Origin of the sequence: Actinacidiphila oryziradicis, from assembly GCF_005047355.1 — a bacterium.
In the GTDB taxonomy this organism is placed as follows: domain Bacteria; phylum Actinomycetota; class Actinomycetes; order Streptomycetales; family Streptomycetaceae; genus Actinacidiphila; species Actinacidiphila oryziradicis.
Genome location: NZ_SUMC01000002.1, coordinates 201,623 through 217,638 on the forward strand (window position 1 = coordinate 201,623; position 16,016 = coordinate 217,638).

General features: G+C 69.7%; 15 protein-coding genes. 9 read left to right on the top strand and 6 right to left on the bottom strand.

The window, feature by feature from the left end; all coding sequences use genetic code 11:
- Positions 1-133: 133 nt before the first annotated feature.
- The 5 genes from FCI23_RS03295 (at position 134) to FCI23_RS62260 (ending at position 6,422) form a co-directional block, all read left to right on the top strand.
- Positions 134-793 (top strand): LuxR C-terminal-related transcriptional regulator, encoded by a 660-nt coding sequence (locus FCI23_RS03295; RefSeq protein WP_136722021.1) that lies wholly within the window; start codon positions 134-136, stop codon positions 791-793.
- 272 nt (positions 794-1,065) lie between these two features.
- Positions 1,066-2,994, top strand: a complete 1,929-nt coding sequence (locus FCI23_RS03300; protein WP_136721893.1) for a 2-oxoacid:acceptor oxidoreductase subunit alpha — start codon at positions 1,066-1,068, stop codon at positions 2,992-2,994.
- Positions 2,987-4,081 carry a 2-oxoacid:ferredoxin oxidoreductase subunit beta gene (locus tag FCI23_RS03305; protein ID WP_136721894.1) on the top strand — a complete coding sequence of 365 codons (1,095 nt, stop codon included), beginning with the start codon at positions 2,987-2,989 and terminating at the stop codon, positions 4,079-4,081. Before FCI23_RS03300 ends, FCI23_RS03305 begins: the two co-directional genes overlap by 8 nt.
- An 89-nt stretch (positions 4,082-4,170) precedes the next feature.
- Positions 4,171-6,153: an APC family permease gene (locus FCI23_RS03310; RefSeq protein WP_136721895.1), complete on the top strand. Its 1,983-nt coding sequence runs from the start codon at positions 4,171-4,173 to the stop codon at positions 6,151-6,153.
- 134 nt (positions 6,154-6,287) lie between these two features.
- On the top strand, positions 6,288-6,422 hold the full coding sequence (locus FCI23_RS62260) for a hypothetical protein (protein ID WP_265737715.1): 135 nt from the start codon (positions 6,288-6,290) through the stop codon (positions 6,420-6,422).
- A gap of 237 nt (positions 6,423-6,659) precedes the next feature.
- Here the strand turns inward: FCI23_RS62260 and FCI23_RS03315 are convergent, their stop codons facing one another.
- Entirely contained in the window at positions 6,660-7,055 is a 396-nt protein-coding gene (locus tag FCI23_RS03315) for a winged helix-turn-helix transcriptional regulator (RefSeq protein WP_136721896.1), read from the bottom strand.
- 97 nt (positions 7,056-7,152) lie between these two features.
- On the opposite strand from FCI23_RS03315, the gene FCI23_RS03320 reads away from it, so the two are divergent.
- Positions 7,153-8,010, top strand: a complete 858-nt coding sequence (locus FCI23_RS03320; RefSeq protein ID WP_136721897.1) for an SDR family oxidoreductase — start codon at positions 7,153-7,155, stop codon at positions 8,008-8,010.
- Between the two features lie 136 nt (positions 8,011-8,146).
- A complete protein-coding gene (rarD, locus tag FCI23_RS03325) occupies positions 8,147-9,130 on the top strand; it encodes an EamA family transporter RarD (protein WP_136721898.1) in 984 nt (327 codons plus the stop codon).
- 19 nt (positions 9,131-9,149) lie between these two features.
- Here rarD and FCI23_RS03330 read toward each other — a convergent pair whose 3' ends face one another.
- The 3 genes from FCI23_RS03330 to FCI23_RS03340 are packed head-to-tail and all read right to left on the bottom strand — an operon-like array spanning position 9,150 to position 12,295.
- Positions 9,150-10,052, bottom strand: a complete 903-nt coding sequence (locus FCI23_RS03330) for an ABC transporter permease (RefSeq protein ID WP_136721899.1) — start codon at positions 10,050-10,052, stop codon at positions 9,150-9,152.
- Positions 10,039-11,019, bottom strand: coding sequence for an ABC transporter ATP-binding protein (locus FCI23_RS03335; protein ID WP_136721900.1), 981 nt, complete (start codon positions 11,017-11,019; stop codon positions 10,039-10,041). The genes FCI23_RS03330 and FCI23_RS03335 overlap by 14 nt, the downstream gene beginning before the upstream one ends.
- A 31-nt stretch (positions 11,020-11,050) precedes the next feature.
- Positions 11,051-12,295 (bottom strand): LolA family protein, encoded by a 1,245-nt coding sequence (locus FCI23_RS03340; protein WP_136721901.1) that lies wholly within the window; start codon positions 12,293-12,295, stop codon positions 11,051-11,053.
- A 349-nt stretch (positions 12,296-12,644) separates the two neighbouring features.
- On the opposite strand from FCI23_RS03340, the gene FCI23_RS03345 reads away from it, so the two are divergent.
- On the top strand, positions 12,645-13,181 hold the full coding sequence (locus FCI23_RS03345; RefSeq protein WP_136721902.1) for a sigma factor-like helix-turn-helix DNA-binding protein: 537 nt from the start codon (positions 12,645-12,647) through the stop codon (positions 13,179-13,181).
- Positions 13,178-13,921: an anti-sigma factor family protein gene (locus tag FCI23_RS03350; protein ID WP_136721903.1), complete on the top strand. Its 744-nt coding sequence runs from the start codon at positions 13,178-13,180 to the stop codon at positions 13,919-13,921. Before FCI23_RS03345 ends, FCI23_RS03350 begins: the two co-directional genes overlap by 4 nt.
- 73 nt (positions 13,922-13,994) lie before the next feature.
- Here the strand turns inward: FCI23_RS03350 and FCI23_RS03355 are convergent, their stop codons facing one another.
- Both FCI23_RS03355 and FCI23_RS03360 read right to left on the bottom strand, forming a co-directional pair.
- Positions 13,995-15,002, bottom strand: coding sequence for a polyprenyl synthetase family protein (locus FCI23_RS03355; RefSeq protein ID WP_136721904.1), 1,008 nt, complete (start codon positions 15,000-15,002; stop codon positions 13,995-13,997).
- 422 nt (positions 15,003-15,424) lie between these two features.
- The gene (locus tag FCI23_RS03360; RefSeq protein ID WP_136721905.1) at positions 15,425-15,856 is read right to left on the bottom strand and encodes a DUF7144 family membrane protein; all 432 of its coding nucleotides are present in this window, start codon (positions 15,854-15,856) and stop codon (positions 15,425-15,427) included.
- Positions 15,857-16,016 lie beyond the last annotated feature (160 nt).

Consider the following 16,016-nt stretch of genomic DNA (forward strand, 5'->3'; position numbering starts at 1 on the left):
ACCCGGCGCGCCCGGGCCCCGAAGCTGGAATGCTGGGGGGAGGGGTCGGATCAACGGGTGGGGGATCAGCGCCGTGGAGCGTCTGGAACGTACGGATGGTGCGGGCCGTGCGGAACGTGTGGAGGACGGCAAGGTGCGGGTAGTCATCGCTGAGGACTCGGTGCTGCTCCGGGACGGCCTGACCCGGCTGCTGACCGACCGGGGGCATGACGTGGTCGCGGGGGTGGGCGACGCGGTGGCGCTGGTCAGGGTGGTCGGCGAGATGGCGCGGGAGGGCTCGATGCCGGATGTGGTGGTGGCGGACGTACGCATGCCGCCGACGCATACGGACGAGGGTGTGCGGGCGGCGGTCCAGCTGCGCCGGGACCACCCGGAGCTGGGGGTGCTGGTGCTGTCGCAGTACGTGGAGGAGCGGTACGCGACCGAGCTGCTGGCCGGCAGCAGCCGAGGCGTCGGGTATCTGCTGAAGGACCGGGTGGCCGAAGTCCGGGAGTTCGTGGACGCGGTGGTGCGGGTGGCGGCCGGCGGGACCGCGCTGGACCCGGAGGTGGTGGCGCAGTTGCTCGGGCGCAGCCGTAAGCAGTATGTGCTGGCGGGGCTGACGCCGAGGGAGCGGGAGGTCCTGGGGCTGATGGCGGAGGGGCGGACGAACTCGGCGGTCGCGAAGCAGCTGGTGGTGAGCGACGGGGCGGTCGAGAAGCACGTCAGCAATATCTTCCTGAAGCTGGGGCTGGCGCCGAGCGAGGGGGACCACCGGCGGGTGCTGGCCGTGCTCACGTATCTCAATTCATGACGGTGACAGCCCCGGGGGTCAGCCCAGGGCCCGAGCACAGGACCAGGACTACGAGCACAGGACCAGGACTAAAGGACCACTGAGGCGCACCTTGCGCTGCAAGCGCAACAGGGGTGGCAAACCGCCACAAAACATGGCAGACGGGGGGCTCGACGTGGCGCCTGCAATGCGAAATAGCCAGGGAAGGCGACCCTTACCGACGTACGATGGCGCGTGGGACAGAAGGTCACGACCAGGGTCGTGTGCCGCCGCCTCTAAGGAGGTCCGATTCAGTGAGCAGCCAGGTCAGCACTTCGGCGAACGGGCAGCCGGTCCTCGGTGAGCAGCGGGAGCCGGTCAAGGAGACCAGGCGTTTGGACCGGGTGATCATCCGGTTCGCGGGGGACTCCGGGGACGGCATGCAGCTGACGGGGGATCGTTTCACGTCGGAGACAGCTTCGTTCGGGAATGATCTGTCGACGCTGCCGAATTTCCCGGCCGAGATCCGTGCGCCCGCGGGGACGCTGCCGGGGGTTTCCTCGTTCCAGCTGCATTTCGCCGACCACGACATCCTGACGCCGGGCGACGCGCCGGATGTGCTGGTGGCGATGAATCCGGCCGCGCTGAAGGCCAATATCGCCGATGTGCCGCGCGGCGCGGAGGTGATCGTCAACACCGATGAGTTCACCAAGCGCGCGATGACCAAGGTCGGGTACCCGGCCAGCCCCCTGGAGGACGGTTCGCTGGCCGCGTACGCGGTCCATCCGGTGCCGCTGACGACGCTGACGGTGGAGGCGCTGAAGGACTTCCCGCTGTCGCGGAAGGAGGCCGAGCGCAGCAAGAACATGTTCGCGCTGGGCCTGCTGTCGTGGATGTACCACCGGCCGACCGAGGGGACGGAGCGCTTCCTGCGGTCGAAGTTCGCGAAGAAGCCGGAGCTGGCGGAGGCGAATGTCACCGCGTTCCGGGCGGGCTGGAACTTCGGGGAGACCACGGAGGACTTCGCGGTCTCCTACGAGGTCGCCCCGGCCACCAAGGCCTTTCCGCCGGGCACGTACCGGAACATCTCGGGGAACCTGGCCCTGTCGTACGGCCTGGTCGCCGCGTCGAGGCAGGCGGACCTGCCGCTGTTCCTGGGCTCGTACCCGATCACCCCGGCCTCCGACATCCTGCACGAGCTGAGCCGGCACAAGAACTTCGGCGTGCGGACCTTCCAGGCCGAGGACGAGATCGCCGGCATCGGCGCCGCGCTGGGGGCGGCGTTCGGCGGGGCACTGGGGGTGACGACGACGTCCGGGCCGGGGGTGGCCCTGAAGTCGGAGACCATCGGTCTGGCGGTGTCGCTGGAGCTGCCGCTGCTGGTCATCGACATCCAGCGCGGCGGCCCGTCCACCGGCCTGCCGACCAAGACCGAGCAGGCTGATCTGCTCCAGGCGATGTACGGCCGCAACGGCGAAGCACCGGTGCCCATCATCGCCCCGGCCACCCCCGGAGACTGCTTCAACGCGGCGATGGAGGCGGCGAGGATCGCGCTCGCCTACCGCACCCCGGTCTTCTTGTTGAGTGACGGCTACCTCGCCAACGGCTCCGAGCCCTGGCGCGTCCCGGACGTCGCCGAACTACCGGACCTGCGCGTGCGGTTCGCCACCGCCCCCAACCATGACGGCGAGTTCTGGCCCTACCTCCGCGATCCCGAGACGCTGGCCCGCCCCTGGGCCGTGCCCGGCACCCCGGGCCTTGAGCACCGCATCGGCGGCATCGAGAAGCAGGACGGCACCGGCAACATCTCCTACGACCCGGCCAACCACGACCACATGGTGCGCACCCGCCAGGCCAAGATCGACGGCATCACCGTCCCCGACATCGTGGTGGACGACCCGGAGGACCGCGCGCGCACCCTGGTACTCGGCTGGGGCTCCACCTACGGCCCCATCACCGCCGCCGTACGGCGCGTCAGAGGCGCAGGGGGCGCAGTCGCACAGGCCCATCTGCGCCATCTCAACCCGTTCCCGAGGAATCTCGGTGAGGTGCTCGGCCGTTACGACAATGTCCTGGTGCCGGAGATGAATCTCGGTCAGCTCGCCCACTTGCTGCGGGCGAAGTATCTGGTCGACGCCCGCTCCTACACCCAGGTCACCGGCCTGCCCTTCAAGGCCGAACAGCTCGCCCGTGCCATCGCCGCTATCGAGAACGGCACCCAGGAGGAGAGCGCAGATGTCTGAGGCACCCGCCGTCGAGCATCCGGCCGCCGGACTGCCGGCCCTCGCTGCCCTGTCACTGGTCCCCAAGGCCGGTGCCCCGCAGTCCATGAAGGATTTCAAGACCGACCAGGAAGTGCGCTGGTGCCCCGGCTGCGGCGACTACGCCGTCCTCGCCGCCGTGCAGTCCTTCATGCCCGAACTCGGCCTCGCCCGCGAGAACGTCGTCTTCATCTCCGGCATCGGCTGCTCCTCCCGCTTCCCGTACTACATGAACACCTACGGGATGCACTCCATCCACGGCCGCGCCCCCGCCATCGCCACCGGCCTGGCCGCCTCCCGCCGCGACCTGTCGGTCTGGGTGGTCACCGGCGACGGCGACGCGCTCTCCATCGGCGGCAACCATCTGATCCACGCCCTGCGCCGCAACGTCAACCTCAAGATCCTGCTCTTCAACAACCGGATCTACGGCCTCACCAAGGGCCAGTACAGCCCGACCTCGGAGATCGGCAAGATCACCAAGTCCACCCCGATGGGCTCCCTGGACGCGCCCTTCAACCCCGTCTCGCTCGCCATCGGCGCCGAGGCCTCCTTCGTCGCCCGCACCATCGACTCCGACCGCAAGCACCTGCAGTCCGTGCTCCGCGAGGCCGCCGCCCACTCCGGCACCGCGCTGGTGGAGATCTACCAGAACTGCAACATCTTCAACGACGGTGCCTTCGACGCCCTGAAGGACAGATCCTCCGCCGAGGAGGCGGTCATCCGGCTGGAGCACGGGCAGCCGATCCTCTTCGGCGCGGACCGCTCCAAGGGCGTCGTACGCGACCGTGCCACCGGCGATCTCAAGGTCATCGACACCACCGTGCACGGCACCGCCGATGTACTGGTCCATGACGCCCACGCCGCCTCCCCCACCACCGCCTTCGCACTCTCCCGCCTGGCGGACCCCGACACCCTGCACCACACGCCGATCGGGGTGCTGCGCAGCGTCGACCGCCCGGTCTACGACACCCAGATGTCCGACCAGCTGCAACAGGCCGCCGAGCAGCAGGGCAAGGGCGACCTCGCCGCGCTGCTGGCCGGCAAGGACACCTGGACGGTCGTCGGATAACCGCCGGTACAAGCCGGTAAGGGTGGCGTACGGGTGCCCGGCCGGGGAGTCTGACGACACCCGGGCCGGGCAGCCGTTCTGCTAGGGGTATGGCCGCCACCACCAGCAAGTCCGAGACCCTCCGCGACCCGCTGTCGTACCGCCTCAAACTGCTGCTGCTCGGACCGCCGCTGGTCTCCGAGCGGCTGAAGCACGAGAAGCTCAGCAACCCCATGGCGCTGGGGGTGCTCGCCTCCGACTGCGTCTCGTCGACCGCGTACGGCACCGAGGAGATGCTCCGCATCCTCGTGCCGGTTGTCGGGGTGGCGGCCTTCACCCTCGTGCTGCCGGTGACCGGGGCGATCCTGCTGGTCCTGCTGCTGCTCACGCTCTCCTACAGCGACGTCGTGATGATCTACACCCGGGCGGGCGGCTCGTATGTCGTCGCCCGCGAGAACTTCGGGCCGGACATCGCGCAGATCGCCTCCGTGGCGCTGCTCGTCGACTACATCGTCACCGTCGCCGTCCAGGTCTCGGCGGGCACGAACGCGCTGATCTCGCTCGCCCATCTGCTCGGCGACTACTCCCCCCGCCTCGACCGGTTCCAGCTTCCGGTCAGCGCCGCCGTCATCGTCCTGCTCGCCTACGGCAACCTGCGCGGAATCCGCGAGGCCGGCCGGGTCTTCGCGCTTCCCGCCTATCTCTTCATCGCCGGCGCCGGATCGATGCTGCTGGTCGGCGCCGTGCGCTGGGCCACCGGCGGCCTGCCGCACGCCGAAATCCACACCCCCGGCGCCATCCCCCTCGGCCATCCGGGCAACGGCTGGCTGTACGGCGCCTCCCTGTTCATGGTGCTGCGGTCCTTCGCCAACGGCGGCTCGTCACTCACCGGCCTGGAGGCCATCTCCAACGGCATCTCCGCCTTCCGCGAGCCCCAGGGCCTCAACGCCCGCCGCACCCTCATCGCCATGAGCTGCATCCTCGGCGTCCTGGTGCTCGGAGTGTCCGTGCTGGCCCACCTCACCCACGCCATCCCGTACCGGGCCGGCACGCCCACCGTGATCGCCCAGGAGGCCCACCTCGTCTTCGGCCACGGCTGGATCGGCCAGGCCGCGCTGGTCTTCATGCAGCTCGCCACGGCGCTCATCCTCTACACCGGCGCCAACACCCCCTTCACCGGCTTTCCCTACCTGGCCAGCTTTATCGCCGAGGACCGTTTCCTGCCGCGCTGGCTCACCCGGCGCGGACACCGGCTCGCCTTCTCCAACGGGATCATCGCGCTGTCCACGGTCTCGATGGCCCTGCTGCTGGTCACCCGCGCCAATGTCGACAAGCTGGTCGCGCTGTACGCCATCGGCGTCTTCACCGCCTTCACCATGGCCGGCGCCGGGCTGACCGCCTACCACCTGCGACGGCGCGAGCGAGGGCGCCGCTGGAAGCTCGGCGTCAACGCGGCGTCGGCCGTCGTCTCCGCCCTGGTCGTGGTCATCTTCGCGATCACGAAATTCACCGAGGGGGCCTGGCTGGTCGTTGTGATCTTCCCGCTCGGGGTGTGGGCGCTGATGCGAATCAACCGCGAGTACCGCCTGGAGGCCGCCGCCCTGGAGTCGTTCTCCGTCGTGGGCGAGCGCGAGCTGCCGGTCTGGCGGCGCCACATCATCTACGTACTCGTGGACGCCCTGGACCTGGCGACCGTCAAGGCACTGCGCTACGCCCACGCCGTCAACCCGGACTCGGTCCGGGCCGTGCACTTCGTCATCGACGAGCCCCGCGCCAAGCTCCTGGCGCGGCGCTGGCAGGACTCCCCCAGCACCACCGTCCCGCTGGAACTGGTCGACTGCCCGGACCGGCGGCTGCGGCACGCGGTGGTCGAGTTCGCCGCCAGGGCCACCGAGGACGCGGACACAGCGCTGACGCTGCTGGTGCCTCGCCGGGCGTATCCACCACTGATCGGCTTTCTGCTGCACCGGGGGACGGGTGAGGTGCTGGCCAAGGCGCTGGACCATCTGCCGGATGTGGCGGTGACGATCCTGCCGTTCGACGTGGCCCGGGCGATCCGTGAGCTCCAGGCCGGCCGGCGGCCGAGGCCGTGAGTGCCAATCGGCTCAGCCGTCCGCGGGACCCTCGGCGGAGACCTCCCCGATGCCCGCCGCGCCCACTCCTCCTGCATCGCGTACAGGCGCAGGCCGTACTCGAGGGCGAGTCGGCCGTTGGTGGTCAGCATGTCTTGAGCGCCCCGTACCTGACCTACCATCGCGCCGACGCCGGCGGCGAACTCACCGTCACCCGTCCCATCCACGTAGCCGCGCCCACGATGATCTCCCCCGCCGGCTTCCACGGCAACTGGCTCCCCGACGCCTGACCGAATACCGACCGCTTGCGGTGTCGACGGCGCGGGCGACCACCAGCACCGGAACGCTTGCCAGCCGCAGGAGGCCTTGGTGGAGGTCGGCGCGGCGCTCCGACCCCTCGGGTCTGCCCGGACCGGGCCACACCCTTGCGCAGCACATTCAGGACCTTTCCGGCCTGAGCCCCCGGACTGAACCAGCGCCATGCGCCACGGTCGCAGCGGGGGGACAAGAGGCCATTGACCCAAGGGCTAGCTCCGCGCCTTGAGCGTGTCGTATTCCTCGCGGGCGGCGGCGATATCCGGGGCGTGGCCCTCTACCCAGCGGGCCAGGGCCCAGACCTGCCGGGCGGCACCCTCACCGAGCGGGGTGAGCGAGTACTCGACGCGCGGGGGGATGACGGGGTACGCCTCGCGGCGTACGAGGCCGTCCCGCTCCAGGGTCTGGAGGGTCTGGGCGAGCATCTTCTCGCTCACCCCGCTGACCCGGCGACGCAGCTCGCTGAAGCGGTGGGTGCCTTCGAGCAGCACGGCAAGCACAAGCACGCCCCAGCGGCTGGTGATGTGTTCGAGCATGACGCGCGAGGGACAGGCGGCGGCGTTGACATCCGCGTTGATCCCGGGCAGGAGTGTCTCGCTTACGTCCATGGCAGTACCTTACTTCAAAGTCGGTACTAACGCATGGTTAGTGCACGCCTTATGGTTAGTAATGCATCCGCAATCGAGGAACCCAGGAGCAGAGCCCATGAGCATCGTTGTCGCCGGAGCCACCGGACACCTCGGCCAACTCGTCATCGAGGAACTGCTGACCAGCGTCCCGGCCGGGCAGGTCGCCGCCGTCGTGCGGGACGCGGAGAAGGCCGCCGGGATCGCGGCGCGCGGCGTCGAGCTCCGGATCGCCGACTACAGCGCGCCGGAGACGCTCAAGGACGCCTTCCACGCGGGCGACATCGTGCTGCTGATCTCCGGCAGCGAGGTCGGCCGGCGCGTCGCGCAGCACACCGCCGTCGTCAACGCCGCCAAGGAGGGGGGCGTCGCCCGGATCGCCTACACCGGTGTCCTCGGCGGTCCGGCGGCCGACTTCCTGCTTGCCGCCGAGCACAAGGTCACCGAGCAGGCCATCCTCGACTCCGGCCTGACGTACACCTTCCTCCGCAACGGCTGGTACACCGAGAACTACACCGCGCAGATCCCCGTCCAGCTGGAGCACGGCGTCGTCGGCAGCGCCGGTGACGGCAGGGTCGGTTCCGCCTCGCGAGCCGACTACGCCGCCGCCGCTGCTGCCGTCCTGACCGGCGAGGGCCACGAGAACAAGGCGTACGAGCTCAGCGGCGACAGTGCCTGGACCCTCACGGAGTACGCGGCCGAGCTGTCGAAGCAGTCCGGCAAGGAGGTCACCTACACCGATGTGCCCGGCGAGGCGCTCAAGGGCATCCTGCTCGGCGCCGGCCTTCCCGAGCCGCTCGTCGACATCCTGGTCGACGTCGATGTGTCCGGCATCTCGCGGGGCCTTCTGACCGGCGGCAGCGGCGACCTGTCCCGGCTCATCGGCCGCCCGGCCACCCCGCTCGCCGACACGATCGTGGCGGCACTCAACGCCTGATCCGCCCCTCCGCACCTCGCGTTTCCCATGTCATGACCGTCATGCGGAAAGCAGATGACGGATACCCTCCCCGCGCGCTACGGTCGCCCGGACAGGGCCTAGATTGCCAACCGCGTCCGCGTCCAAGGAGGATCCGTTGAACGACCAGGGGGACAGCCAGGGGGACAGCCAGCGTGCCGGGTTCGCGTACGGAGTCGCGGCCTACGGCCTGTGGGGCATCTTCCCGCTCTACTTCCCCCTCCTCGAACCGGCCGGCCCGCTGGAGATCCTCGCGCACCGGATGATCTGGTCACTGGTCGTCGTCGCCGTCGTGCTCCTGGTGCTGCGCCGCTGGGCCTGGATACCCGAGCTGCTCCGGCAGCCCAAGCGTCTCGGCCTGATCGCCCTCGCCGCCCTCGTCATCTCCGTCAACTGGGGCACGTACATCTGGGGCGTCAACTCCGGCCATGTCGTGGAGACCTCCCTGGGGTACTTCATCAACCCGCTGGTGACCATCGCTCTCGGCGTCATCGTCCTCCACGAGCGGCTGCGCCCCGCCCAATGGGCCGCTGTCGGCATCGGCGTCACCGCCGTACTCGTCCTGGCCATCGGCTCCGGGCGGCCGCCCTGGATCGCCCTCACCCTCGCCTTCTCCTTCGGCAGCTACGGCTTCATCAAGAAGAAGGTCAACCTGGGCGGCCTCGAATCCCTCGCCGCCGAGACCTCGGTCCAGTTCCTCCCTGCCCTCCTCTTCCTCATCGTCCTGGGCGTCCGCGGCGACTCGACCTTCGCGACCCACGGGCCCGCCCACGCCTCGCTCCTCGCAGCCTCCGGCGTCATCACCGCCATTCCCCTCGTCGCCTTCGGCGCCGCCGCCATCCGCATCCCGCTGAGCACGATGGGCCTGCTGCAGTACCTCGCCCCGGTGTTCCAGTTCCTGCTCGGGCTCACCTATTTCCACGAGTCCATGTCCCCGGCGCGCTGGGCCGGCTTCGCCCTCGTCTGGGCCGCCCTGACCCTGATGACCGGCGACGCCCTCCGCACCGCCCGCCGCACCCGGATCGCCCTGCGCGCCGCCGCGGCCGACACCCCGCCCCGGTCCGTGCTCCCAGGCCCCGGCGGTACGCCCGCCCGGCACTGAGCGTTCCGCTGCCCGCCGCTCAGACGGTGATGTCCCGGGTGGTGAACCGCGCCCAGGCGGCAGAGCCGAAGACGACGGCGTAGACGGCCTGCAGGATGAGGTTGCTGCGGAGGTCGTCCCAGTAGACGGGGTCGCGGAGGATGTCGGCGAAGCTCAGCCAGTAGTGCGTGAAGAGGTACGGCTGCACCGCCTGGAGCTGGGGGATGGTGTCGACGATCTGGACGGTGATGAGCAGGCCGATCGTCGTGGCCATGGCGGCGATGCCGCTATTGGTGAGCGTCGATACGAAGAGGCCCAGCGCGGCGATGCCGACGAGGGAGGCCGCGACGGCGACGGCGATCAGCAGGGCCCGCAGCAGGCCTTCGGAGAACGGGACCGTCGTGCCGGACAGCAGGGTCACGTCGCCCAGCGGGAAGAGGATCGCGCCGACGAGGAGCGCGCAGGCGGCGACCACGAGGGTCGCGGCGAGGCAGAAGGCCAGTACGGAGACGTACTTGGCAAGGAGCAGGCGAGTGCGCCCGGCCGGGGCCACCAGGAGATAGCGCAGGGTGCCCGAACTGGCCTCGCCGGCGATCGAGTCGCCCGCGACGACGCCGATGGCCATGGGAAGGAAGATGGGCAGGGTCACGGCGAGGGAGGTGAAAACCAGGAAAAGGCCGTTGTTGGTGACCTGGGTGATGAAGGCGGGGCCGCCGCCCCGGCCTCCGTCGACCGATCCGCCGCCGCTGGACTCGATCTTCACGGCGATCCCGATGAGGATGGGGACTGCGGCGAGTACGGCGAAGAGGGCGAGGGTGCGCCAGCGGCGGAAGACGATGACCGCTTCGCTGCGGAAGAGGCCCAGGGTCCAGCTGAGCCTTACCGGCCTCGGCGGTGTTGCCGTCCCTGCCGCCGCGTCCGCCGCCGCCTCAGCCCGCGACATCGAAGCCCTCCCCCGTCAGGCTTACGAACACATCCTCCAGCGAGGCCCGTTCGACCCCGAAGGCCCGGACCCTTACGCCGGCGGTGACGAGGGCGGCGTTGATGTCGGCCAGGTCGGGCGGATCGGAGGCGGGGAGCTCTCCGGTGACCTTGTCGTCGAGGGTGGTCAGATCCGTGACTCCGTGTTCCTTGAGGACCCGGGTGGCATCCGCGGGATCCGGGGTGGTCACCGCGAGACGGCTGCGGGCAGCGAGTGCGTCGACCGTGCCCTGGGTGATGAGACGGCCGCGGGACATGACCGCGGCATGGGTGCAGACCTGCTCGATCTCGTCGAGGAGGTGCGAGGAGAGGAAGACGGTGGTGCCGTCGGCCGCCAGCTCGCGCACCAGGGATCTGATCTCGCGCATGCCCTGCGGGTCCAGGCCGTTGGTCGGCTCGTCGAGGATCAGCAGCTCCCGCGGCTGGAGCAGGGCGGCGGCCAGCCCGAGGCGCTGCTTCATCCCCAGCGAGTACGCCCGGGCCTTCTTGCCGGCCGCCGCCGCCAGCCCGACCCTGGCCAGCGCCTCGCCGACCCGGGCCGCTCTGGTGCGCGGGTCGGCGGTCGGGTCGACGGCGTCGTAGCGGAGCAGATTGTCGCGGCCGGAGAGGAACCCGTAGAGCGCCGGTCCCTCGATGAGGGCGCCGACACGGGGCAGTACGGTGCGGACGGCGCGCGGCATGGGCTCGCCGAGGAGCCGGGCGGTGCCGGAGGTCGGCTCGATCAGGCCCATGAGCATGCGGATGGTCGTCGTCTTGCCCGAGCCGTTGGGGCCCAGGAAGCCGAAGACGCTGCCGCGCGGCACCGTGAGGTCGAGCCCGTCGACGGCGAGCGTGCCGCGGTAGCGCTTCACGAGGCCGCGGGTGACGATCACCGGGCCGCCCCCGCCCGGCCCTTCCGCCCCGTCGGCCTCCGGCACCTGCTCCTCCATCGTGCTCCCGGTTGCTTCGGTTGCCTGGCTGCTACTTGGCGGCGTTGGCGGCCTTGACAAGGGCGTCCTGGCTGACAGCGCCGACGAAGACCGTGCCCTTGTCGGTGATGAGGGCATTGACCAGGCGGGTGCTGACCAGGGTGCCGGAGCCGAAGTTGCCGTGGACGGCCTTGCCGAAGTCGCTCAGCATGGAATTGCTCGTGCTGCCGGACGCCGAAGTCCCGGTGCCGGACTTGAGCTCGGCGATGGAACTCCAGCCCTGGCCGAGGACATTGAGGCCGGAGAGGGCGTCCTGGGCGGTGCGCTGGTTGTTCTTCTGGGCGTCCTTGAGCGCGGAGGTGCCGGCCTTCTCGGTCGTCACCTTGGCGCCCTTGGGCGCGGTGAAGGCGAAGGTGCCGGCCGCGGGCTTGCCGAAGTCCACCTTGGTGAAGCCGACGTCGACCACCGCTTTTCCACCGCTCGCGGGGAGCAGGGTGAACTTCAGCGGGACACCGGTGGCGGAATCGACCGCGATACGCACCGACCCGACCGTGGTGCCGGACTGCTTGGGCTTGATCAGCAGCTGGTACGCGTCCCGGCCCGCGACCTTGGCGGTGCCGTCGACCGAGACCGCCGTGGTGCTGTCGACGGCCTTGAGGGCCTGCTGAGCGGCTTCCTGCGGGGTGCTGGGCAGGCCCGAGGAGGGCGTCTGCTTCTGCTGGGCCTTGGAGGTGCCCTTGGGCGCGGTGGCGTGGTACGCCTCGTTGGTCTTGCTGTCGTAGGCCCACGTCTCGTCGCCGTTGTGGATGAGGCTGTACTCGGCGGCGTTCTCGATGATGGACACCTTCTGCTTCTGCGGCCCGTCGGCCGCGACCTGCAGGGTGTGGGTTCCGGACAGCAGCTGGACGAGCTGCTGCTGCGGGTCGGCGGCCGAGCTGCCGCTCTTGCCGTTCGTGGCGGCGCTCGCGGCGCCGGCGAACGGGCTTGTGCCGCTGCCCGAGGCGGCGCTGGTGAGAAGGGAGGGCAGCCCGAGGTCGGTGGTGAACCTCACCGTGCCCGTCACCGTCTGGGTGTCGGAGGCCGCGATCTTCTCGATCAACTTCTGTGCCGTGATGCCGGGAAGGCTGGGGCTGCCCGCGCTGGCCAGAGCGGGGACCAGCCCGACGGTCGCCGCGGCGACCCCGGCCGCAACCACCGGAACGGCGAAACGCACCGCCTTGCTGCGTGCGCTGTTGCGGCGGCTGTCCTGCGGGTCCCCGTTGTCCCCTGTGAGATGTACCGGTTCGATCCTTGTCATCGTCTACCTGCCTCCGTCGGTACGGCGGTTCCACCCATTGTCCACCCGGTCCGCCGTCTGGTGGTGTGTCAATCACATCAAAACAACCGCTCCGGCACATCAGCCGACGGGATCAACCCGGTGTACGCCGCCGGGATGACAGACCCCGAGGCGTGTACGGGTGGTGCGGCTTCGGTTCCGCTCCATCGGTTCGGGGTACTTCGCCGCGTGACGTTATTCATAGCGGGCCCCTCCCATGGCGGATCCGGGTGCTTCTTGTGCAGGACATGTGACGGCACTGTGGTGAGATTCACCCCGGATTCGGGATGTATGTCATGCACGGATGTTTGAACACTCTTCGATGCCGAACATGTTTGTCCATTTGGCGGTCTCGACCTGGAGGTTCGACGTAGGCGAAGATGCGGTGGTGACCGAATCTCGTCACGGCGCGGACCCAGACGAGCAGCTGATCCGCACCCTTCACCGGGAACATGCCGGCCCCTTGCTCACGTACGTCATGCAGTTAGTGGACGGCGATCGGCAGCGTGCCGAGTACGTCGTCCAGGAGACCCTCCTGCACGCCTGGCGCAGCGGCGTAACCGGGCCCGTCCGGCCCTGGCTCGTCACCGTCGCGCGGCGGATGGTCTACGGCGGCGCGCCCCCACGCCTGACTGCCGTCGACGACCAGGTCGGCAATGTCCTGCGTCTCATGTCCGCCTCCGACGCCATGGAGGCGCTGAGCGCGGAACACCGCACGGTGCTCACCGAGACGTATCTGCGACGCCGTACGGTCAACGAGGCAGCCGCCGCCCTGGGGCTGCCGCCCGCCACTGTCCGGACACGGATCTTCTACGCCATGCGCTCATTGAAGCTCGCCCTCGAGGAGCGGGGCGTGACCACCTCATGACCGGCCCCGGCCCCTACGACCCTTTCCACAATTCAGTCCCTTCCGCATCGCCCTACTGCGACTCCGTCGGTGCCTATCTGCTCGGCGTCCTGGACGACGCCGACGCCACCCGCTTCGAGTTCCATCTCGCCGACTGCGACGCCTGTGGCGCCGAGCTCGACTCCCTCTCCGGGCTCGGGCCGCTCCTCGCCGAGTACGCGGCCGGGGTGGCCGATCCGATGGCCTCGCCGAGCCCGGATCTGCTCGAGCGGCTCATGCGGGAGGTTTCCGAGGAGCGTGCCCGTAAGCGGCGCAAACGTTTCGTGCTGGTCGCCGCGGCCGCCGCACTGATCATCGGCGGGCCGGTCATCGCGGCCTCCGTCAGCTCCTCCGGCTCCCCTTCCGGCTCCGGCTCCACCGTCTCCGCCGCCACCCCGAGTGCGGCGGCCGTCGCGAGGGCCGCTGACGTCGCGTCAGGGGCGGTCGCTGTCGTCAGCATGGTCGACAAGGGCTGGGGTACCGACGTCAGCCTGACGCTGCGCGGCGCCAAGGGGCCGCAGAAGTGCTATCTCGTCGCCGTGTCGAAGGACGGCGAGCAGGAGACCGTCTCCACCTGGTCGGTACCCGCGGCCGGTTACGGCGTGCCGGGCCATCCGGACCCGCTCGTCGTGGAGGGCGGCACCGGCTTCGCGCGCAAGGACATCGCCCATTTCGAGGTCCGTACGTCGACCGGGACGACTCTGGTGACCGTCGACACCTGACGGTCACCGGAGCCGGCCCGCTCCGGCCGGTCACCCCGGCGCCCAGCCCCGCAGCCCCCCGGGCGGCAGCCCGTCAGCCCGCGCGGTGCACCACGGCGTCGCACAGGCCCTCCAGGGCCTGCTTCGCCGGGCACGACGGCAGTGGCACCAGGGACGCCCGCGCCTCGTCCGCGTAGCGCACGGTGTCCCTGCGGGCCTGTTCCAACGCCGGGTGGGCTCTCAGCAACCGCAGCGCCTCCGCGTGGCGGCCGTCGTCCGTGAGGTCGCCGTCCAGCAGCTCCCGCAGCCGCTGGTCGTCGGCGGTGGAGGGCGCCGACGCGCGCAGGTGCAGTACCGGCAGCGTCGGGATGCCCTCCCGCAGGTCCGTTCCCGGCGTCTTGCCGGACTCGTGGCTGTCGCTCGCGATGTCCAGGACGTCGTCCGCCAGTTGGAAGGCCGTCCCGAGCCGTTCCGCGTACTGCGTCAGGATGTCGACGACCGTCTCGTCCGCGCCGGACATCATCGCCCCGAAGCGGGCCGCCACGGCGATCAGCGAGCTCGTCTTGCCCGCGATCACTTCCAGGTAGTGCTCGATGTGGTCGCGGCCGTCGCGCGGGCCGACCGTCTCCAGGATCTGGCCGGTCACCAGCCGCTCGAACGCCTGAGCCTGGATCCGTACGGCTTCCGGGCCCAGGTCGGCCAGGATCTGCGAGGCCTTGGAGAAGAGGAAGTCACCGGTCAGCACGGCAACGGAATTGTCCCAGCGGGCATTCGCGCTGGGCACTCCGCGCCGTACGTCCGCCTCGTCCATCACATCGTCGTGGTAGAGCGTCGCCAGATGCGTCAGCTCCACAACCACGGCGGCGGGTACGAGACCCGGCGCGTACGGGTCACCGAACTGCGCCGCCAGCATCACCAGCATCGGCCGGAGCCGCTTGCCACCGGCCTGCATGAGATGCCGGGCGGCCTCGGTAATGAAGGGCACATCGCTCTTGGTGGCCTCCAACAGGCCTTCCTCGACGGCTGACAGACCGGCTAGGACGTCGGCCTCAAGTGCCGGGTCCCGCACGCTCAGCCCGAAGGGCCCGACGACGGTCGTCACGAGGGGTACTCCTGTTCTGCGGACGATCACCTGGAATGTCGATGTGTCGCTGTCACCGGAGGCAGCCTATCCGGTCCTCCCTGGATCACAGTGGGCGCGTACCCTCTGCCCACCTCTGGGCAGAGGTGGCTTGATTGCGCGGCCGGCACCGGTTCGGCACGCGGTCCCCCGGGGCGGTCGCGCGCCGGTGAGGGCCGCATCAGCGCGCCTGCCCAGCCCGGCGGCCACGAAGCACCTCCCCTGGCCCGAAATGCCCTGACGTCGTCAAGGGTGGTGGCGACCATGATGAGAGACGGATGGGTGAACGCCGGCGGGAAATTGCCCAGTTGCTCGCCGCTGGGGCCGATCTCCCTGGCGAACAGGCCGACATGGTTGGCATAGGCGTGCGTCTTCTCGAACGCGTAGCGGGCCGGACGGCGGCATCAGACCTGCGCGTCTGTCCTCGGGGCGCACAGGGCCCAGATGATGAAGGCGTCCACCGCGATCAACACGATGGCCCAGACCGGGGCATACGGCAGCCACATGAAGTTGGCGAGCATGCTGAGCCCGGCGAGCACTACGCCGACCACCCGCGCCCACAGCATCCCGCTGAGCAGCGCGAACCCGGCGACGGCGACCAGAGCGCCGAGGACGATGTGGATGAAGCCCCAGCTGGTCAGGTTGAACTGGAAGGTGTAGTTGGGCGTGGCGATGAAGACAGCGTCCTTGGCGATCGCGGCGACGCCCTCGAAAATCGCCATGATGCCGCCGAAGATCATCAGAACCGCCGCGACCACGGTCCACCCGGCCGCGAACTCTGTGCGTGTGGTCCTCGGGGCGTGGCCTCTGCCCGTACCGCTGATGTGACTGGTCATGTCGGGCTCCTTCCGGAAGGAGACCCGCCGTTCTGGCCGGAGAGCCAGATCGACGGCTTCCGAATTCCACGCTTCCACTACTTCCCCGGTACGGCACCTCAGGCCCGGCGCCACCGCGACCCGTCACCTCGGCCTCATCGACCCCGTTTCGCCACGGAAA

Bases quoted from the DNA above. Each gene is read 5' to 3' on its own strand.
- FCI23_RS03305 (WP_136721894.1), top strand. From the start codon at position 2,987: ATGTCTGAGGCACCCGCCGTCGAGCATCCGGCCGCCGGACTGCCGGCC.
- FCI23_RS03310 (WP_136721895.1), top strand. From the start codon at position 4,171: ATGGCCGCCACCACCAGCAAGTCCGAGACCCTCCGCGACCCGCTGTCG.
- FCI23_RS03315 (WP_136721896.1), bottom strand. From the start codon at position 7,055: ATGGACGTAAGCGAGACACTCCTGCCCGGGATCAACGCGGATGTCAAC.
- FCI23_RS03320 (WP_136721897.1), top strand. From the start codon at position 7,153: ATGAGCATCGTTGTCGCCGGAGCCACCGGACACCTCGGCCAACTCGTC.
- FCI23_RS03330 (WP_136721899.1), bottom strand. From the start codon at position 10,052: ATGTCGCGGGCTGAGGCGGCGGCGGACGCGGCGGCAGGGACGGCAACA.
- FCI23_RS03335 (WP_136721900.1), bottom strand. From the start codon at position 11,019: ATGGAGGAGCAGGTGCCGGAGGCCGACGGGGCGGAAGGGCCGGGCGGG.
- FCI23_RS03340 (WP_136721901.1), bottom strand. From the start codon at position 12,295: ATGACAAGGATCGAACCGGTACATCTCACAGGGGACAACGGGGACCCG.
- FCI23_RS03345 (WP_136721902.1), top strand. From the start codon at position 12,645: ATGTTTGTCCATTTGGCGGTCTCGACCTGGAGGTTCGACGTAGGCGAA.
- FCI23_RS03350 (WP_136721903.1), top strand. From the start codon at position 13,178: ATGACCGGCCCCGGCCCCTACGACCCTTTCCACAATTCAGTCCCTTCC.
- FCI23_RS03360 (WP_136721905.1), bottom strand. From the start codon at position 15,856: ATGACCAGTCACATCAGCGGTACGGGCAGAGGCCACGCCCCGAGGACC.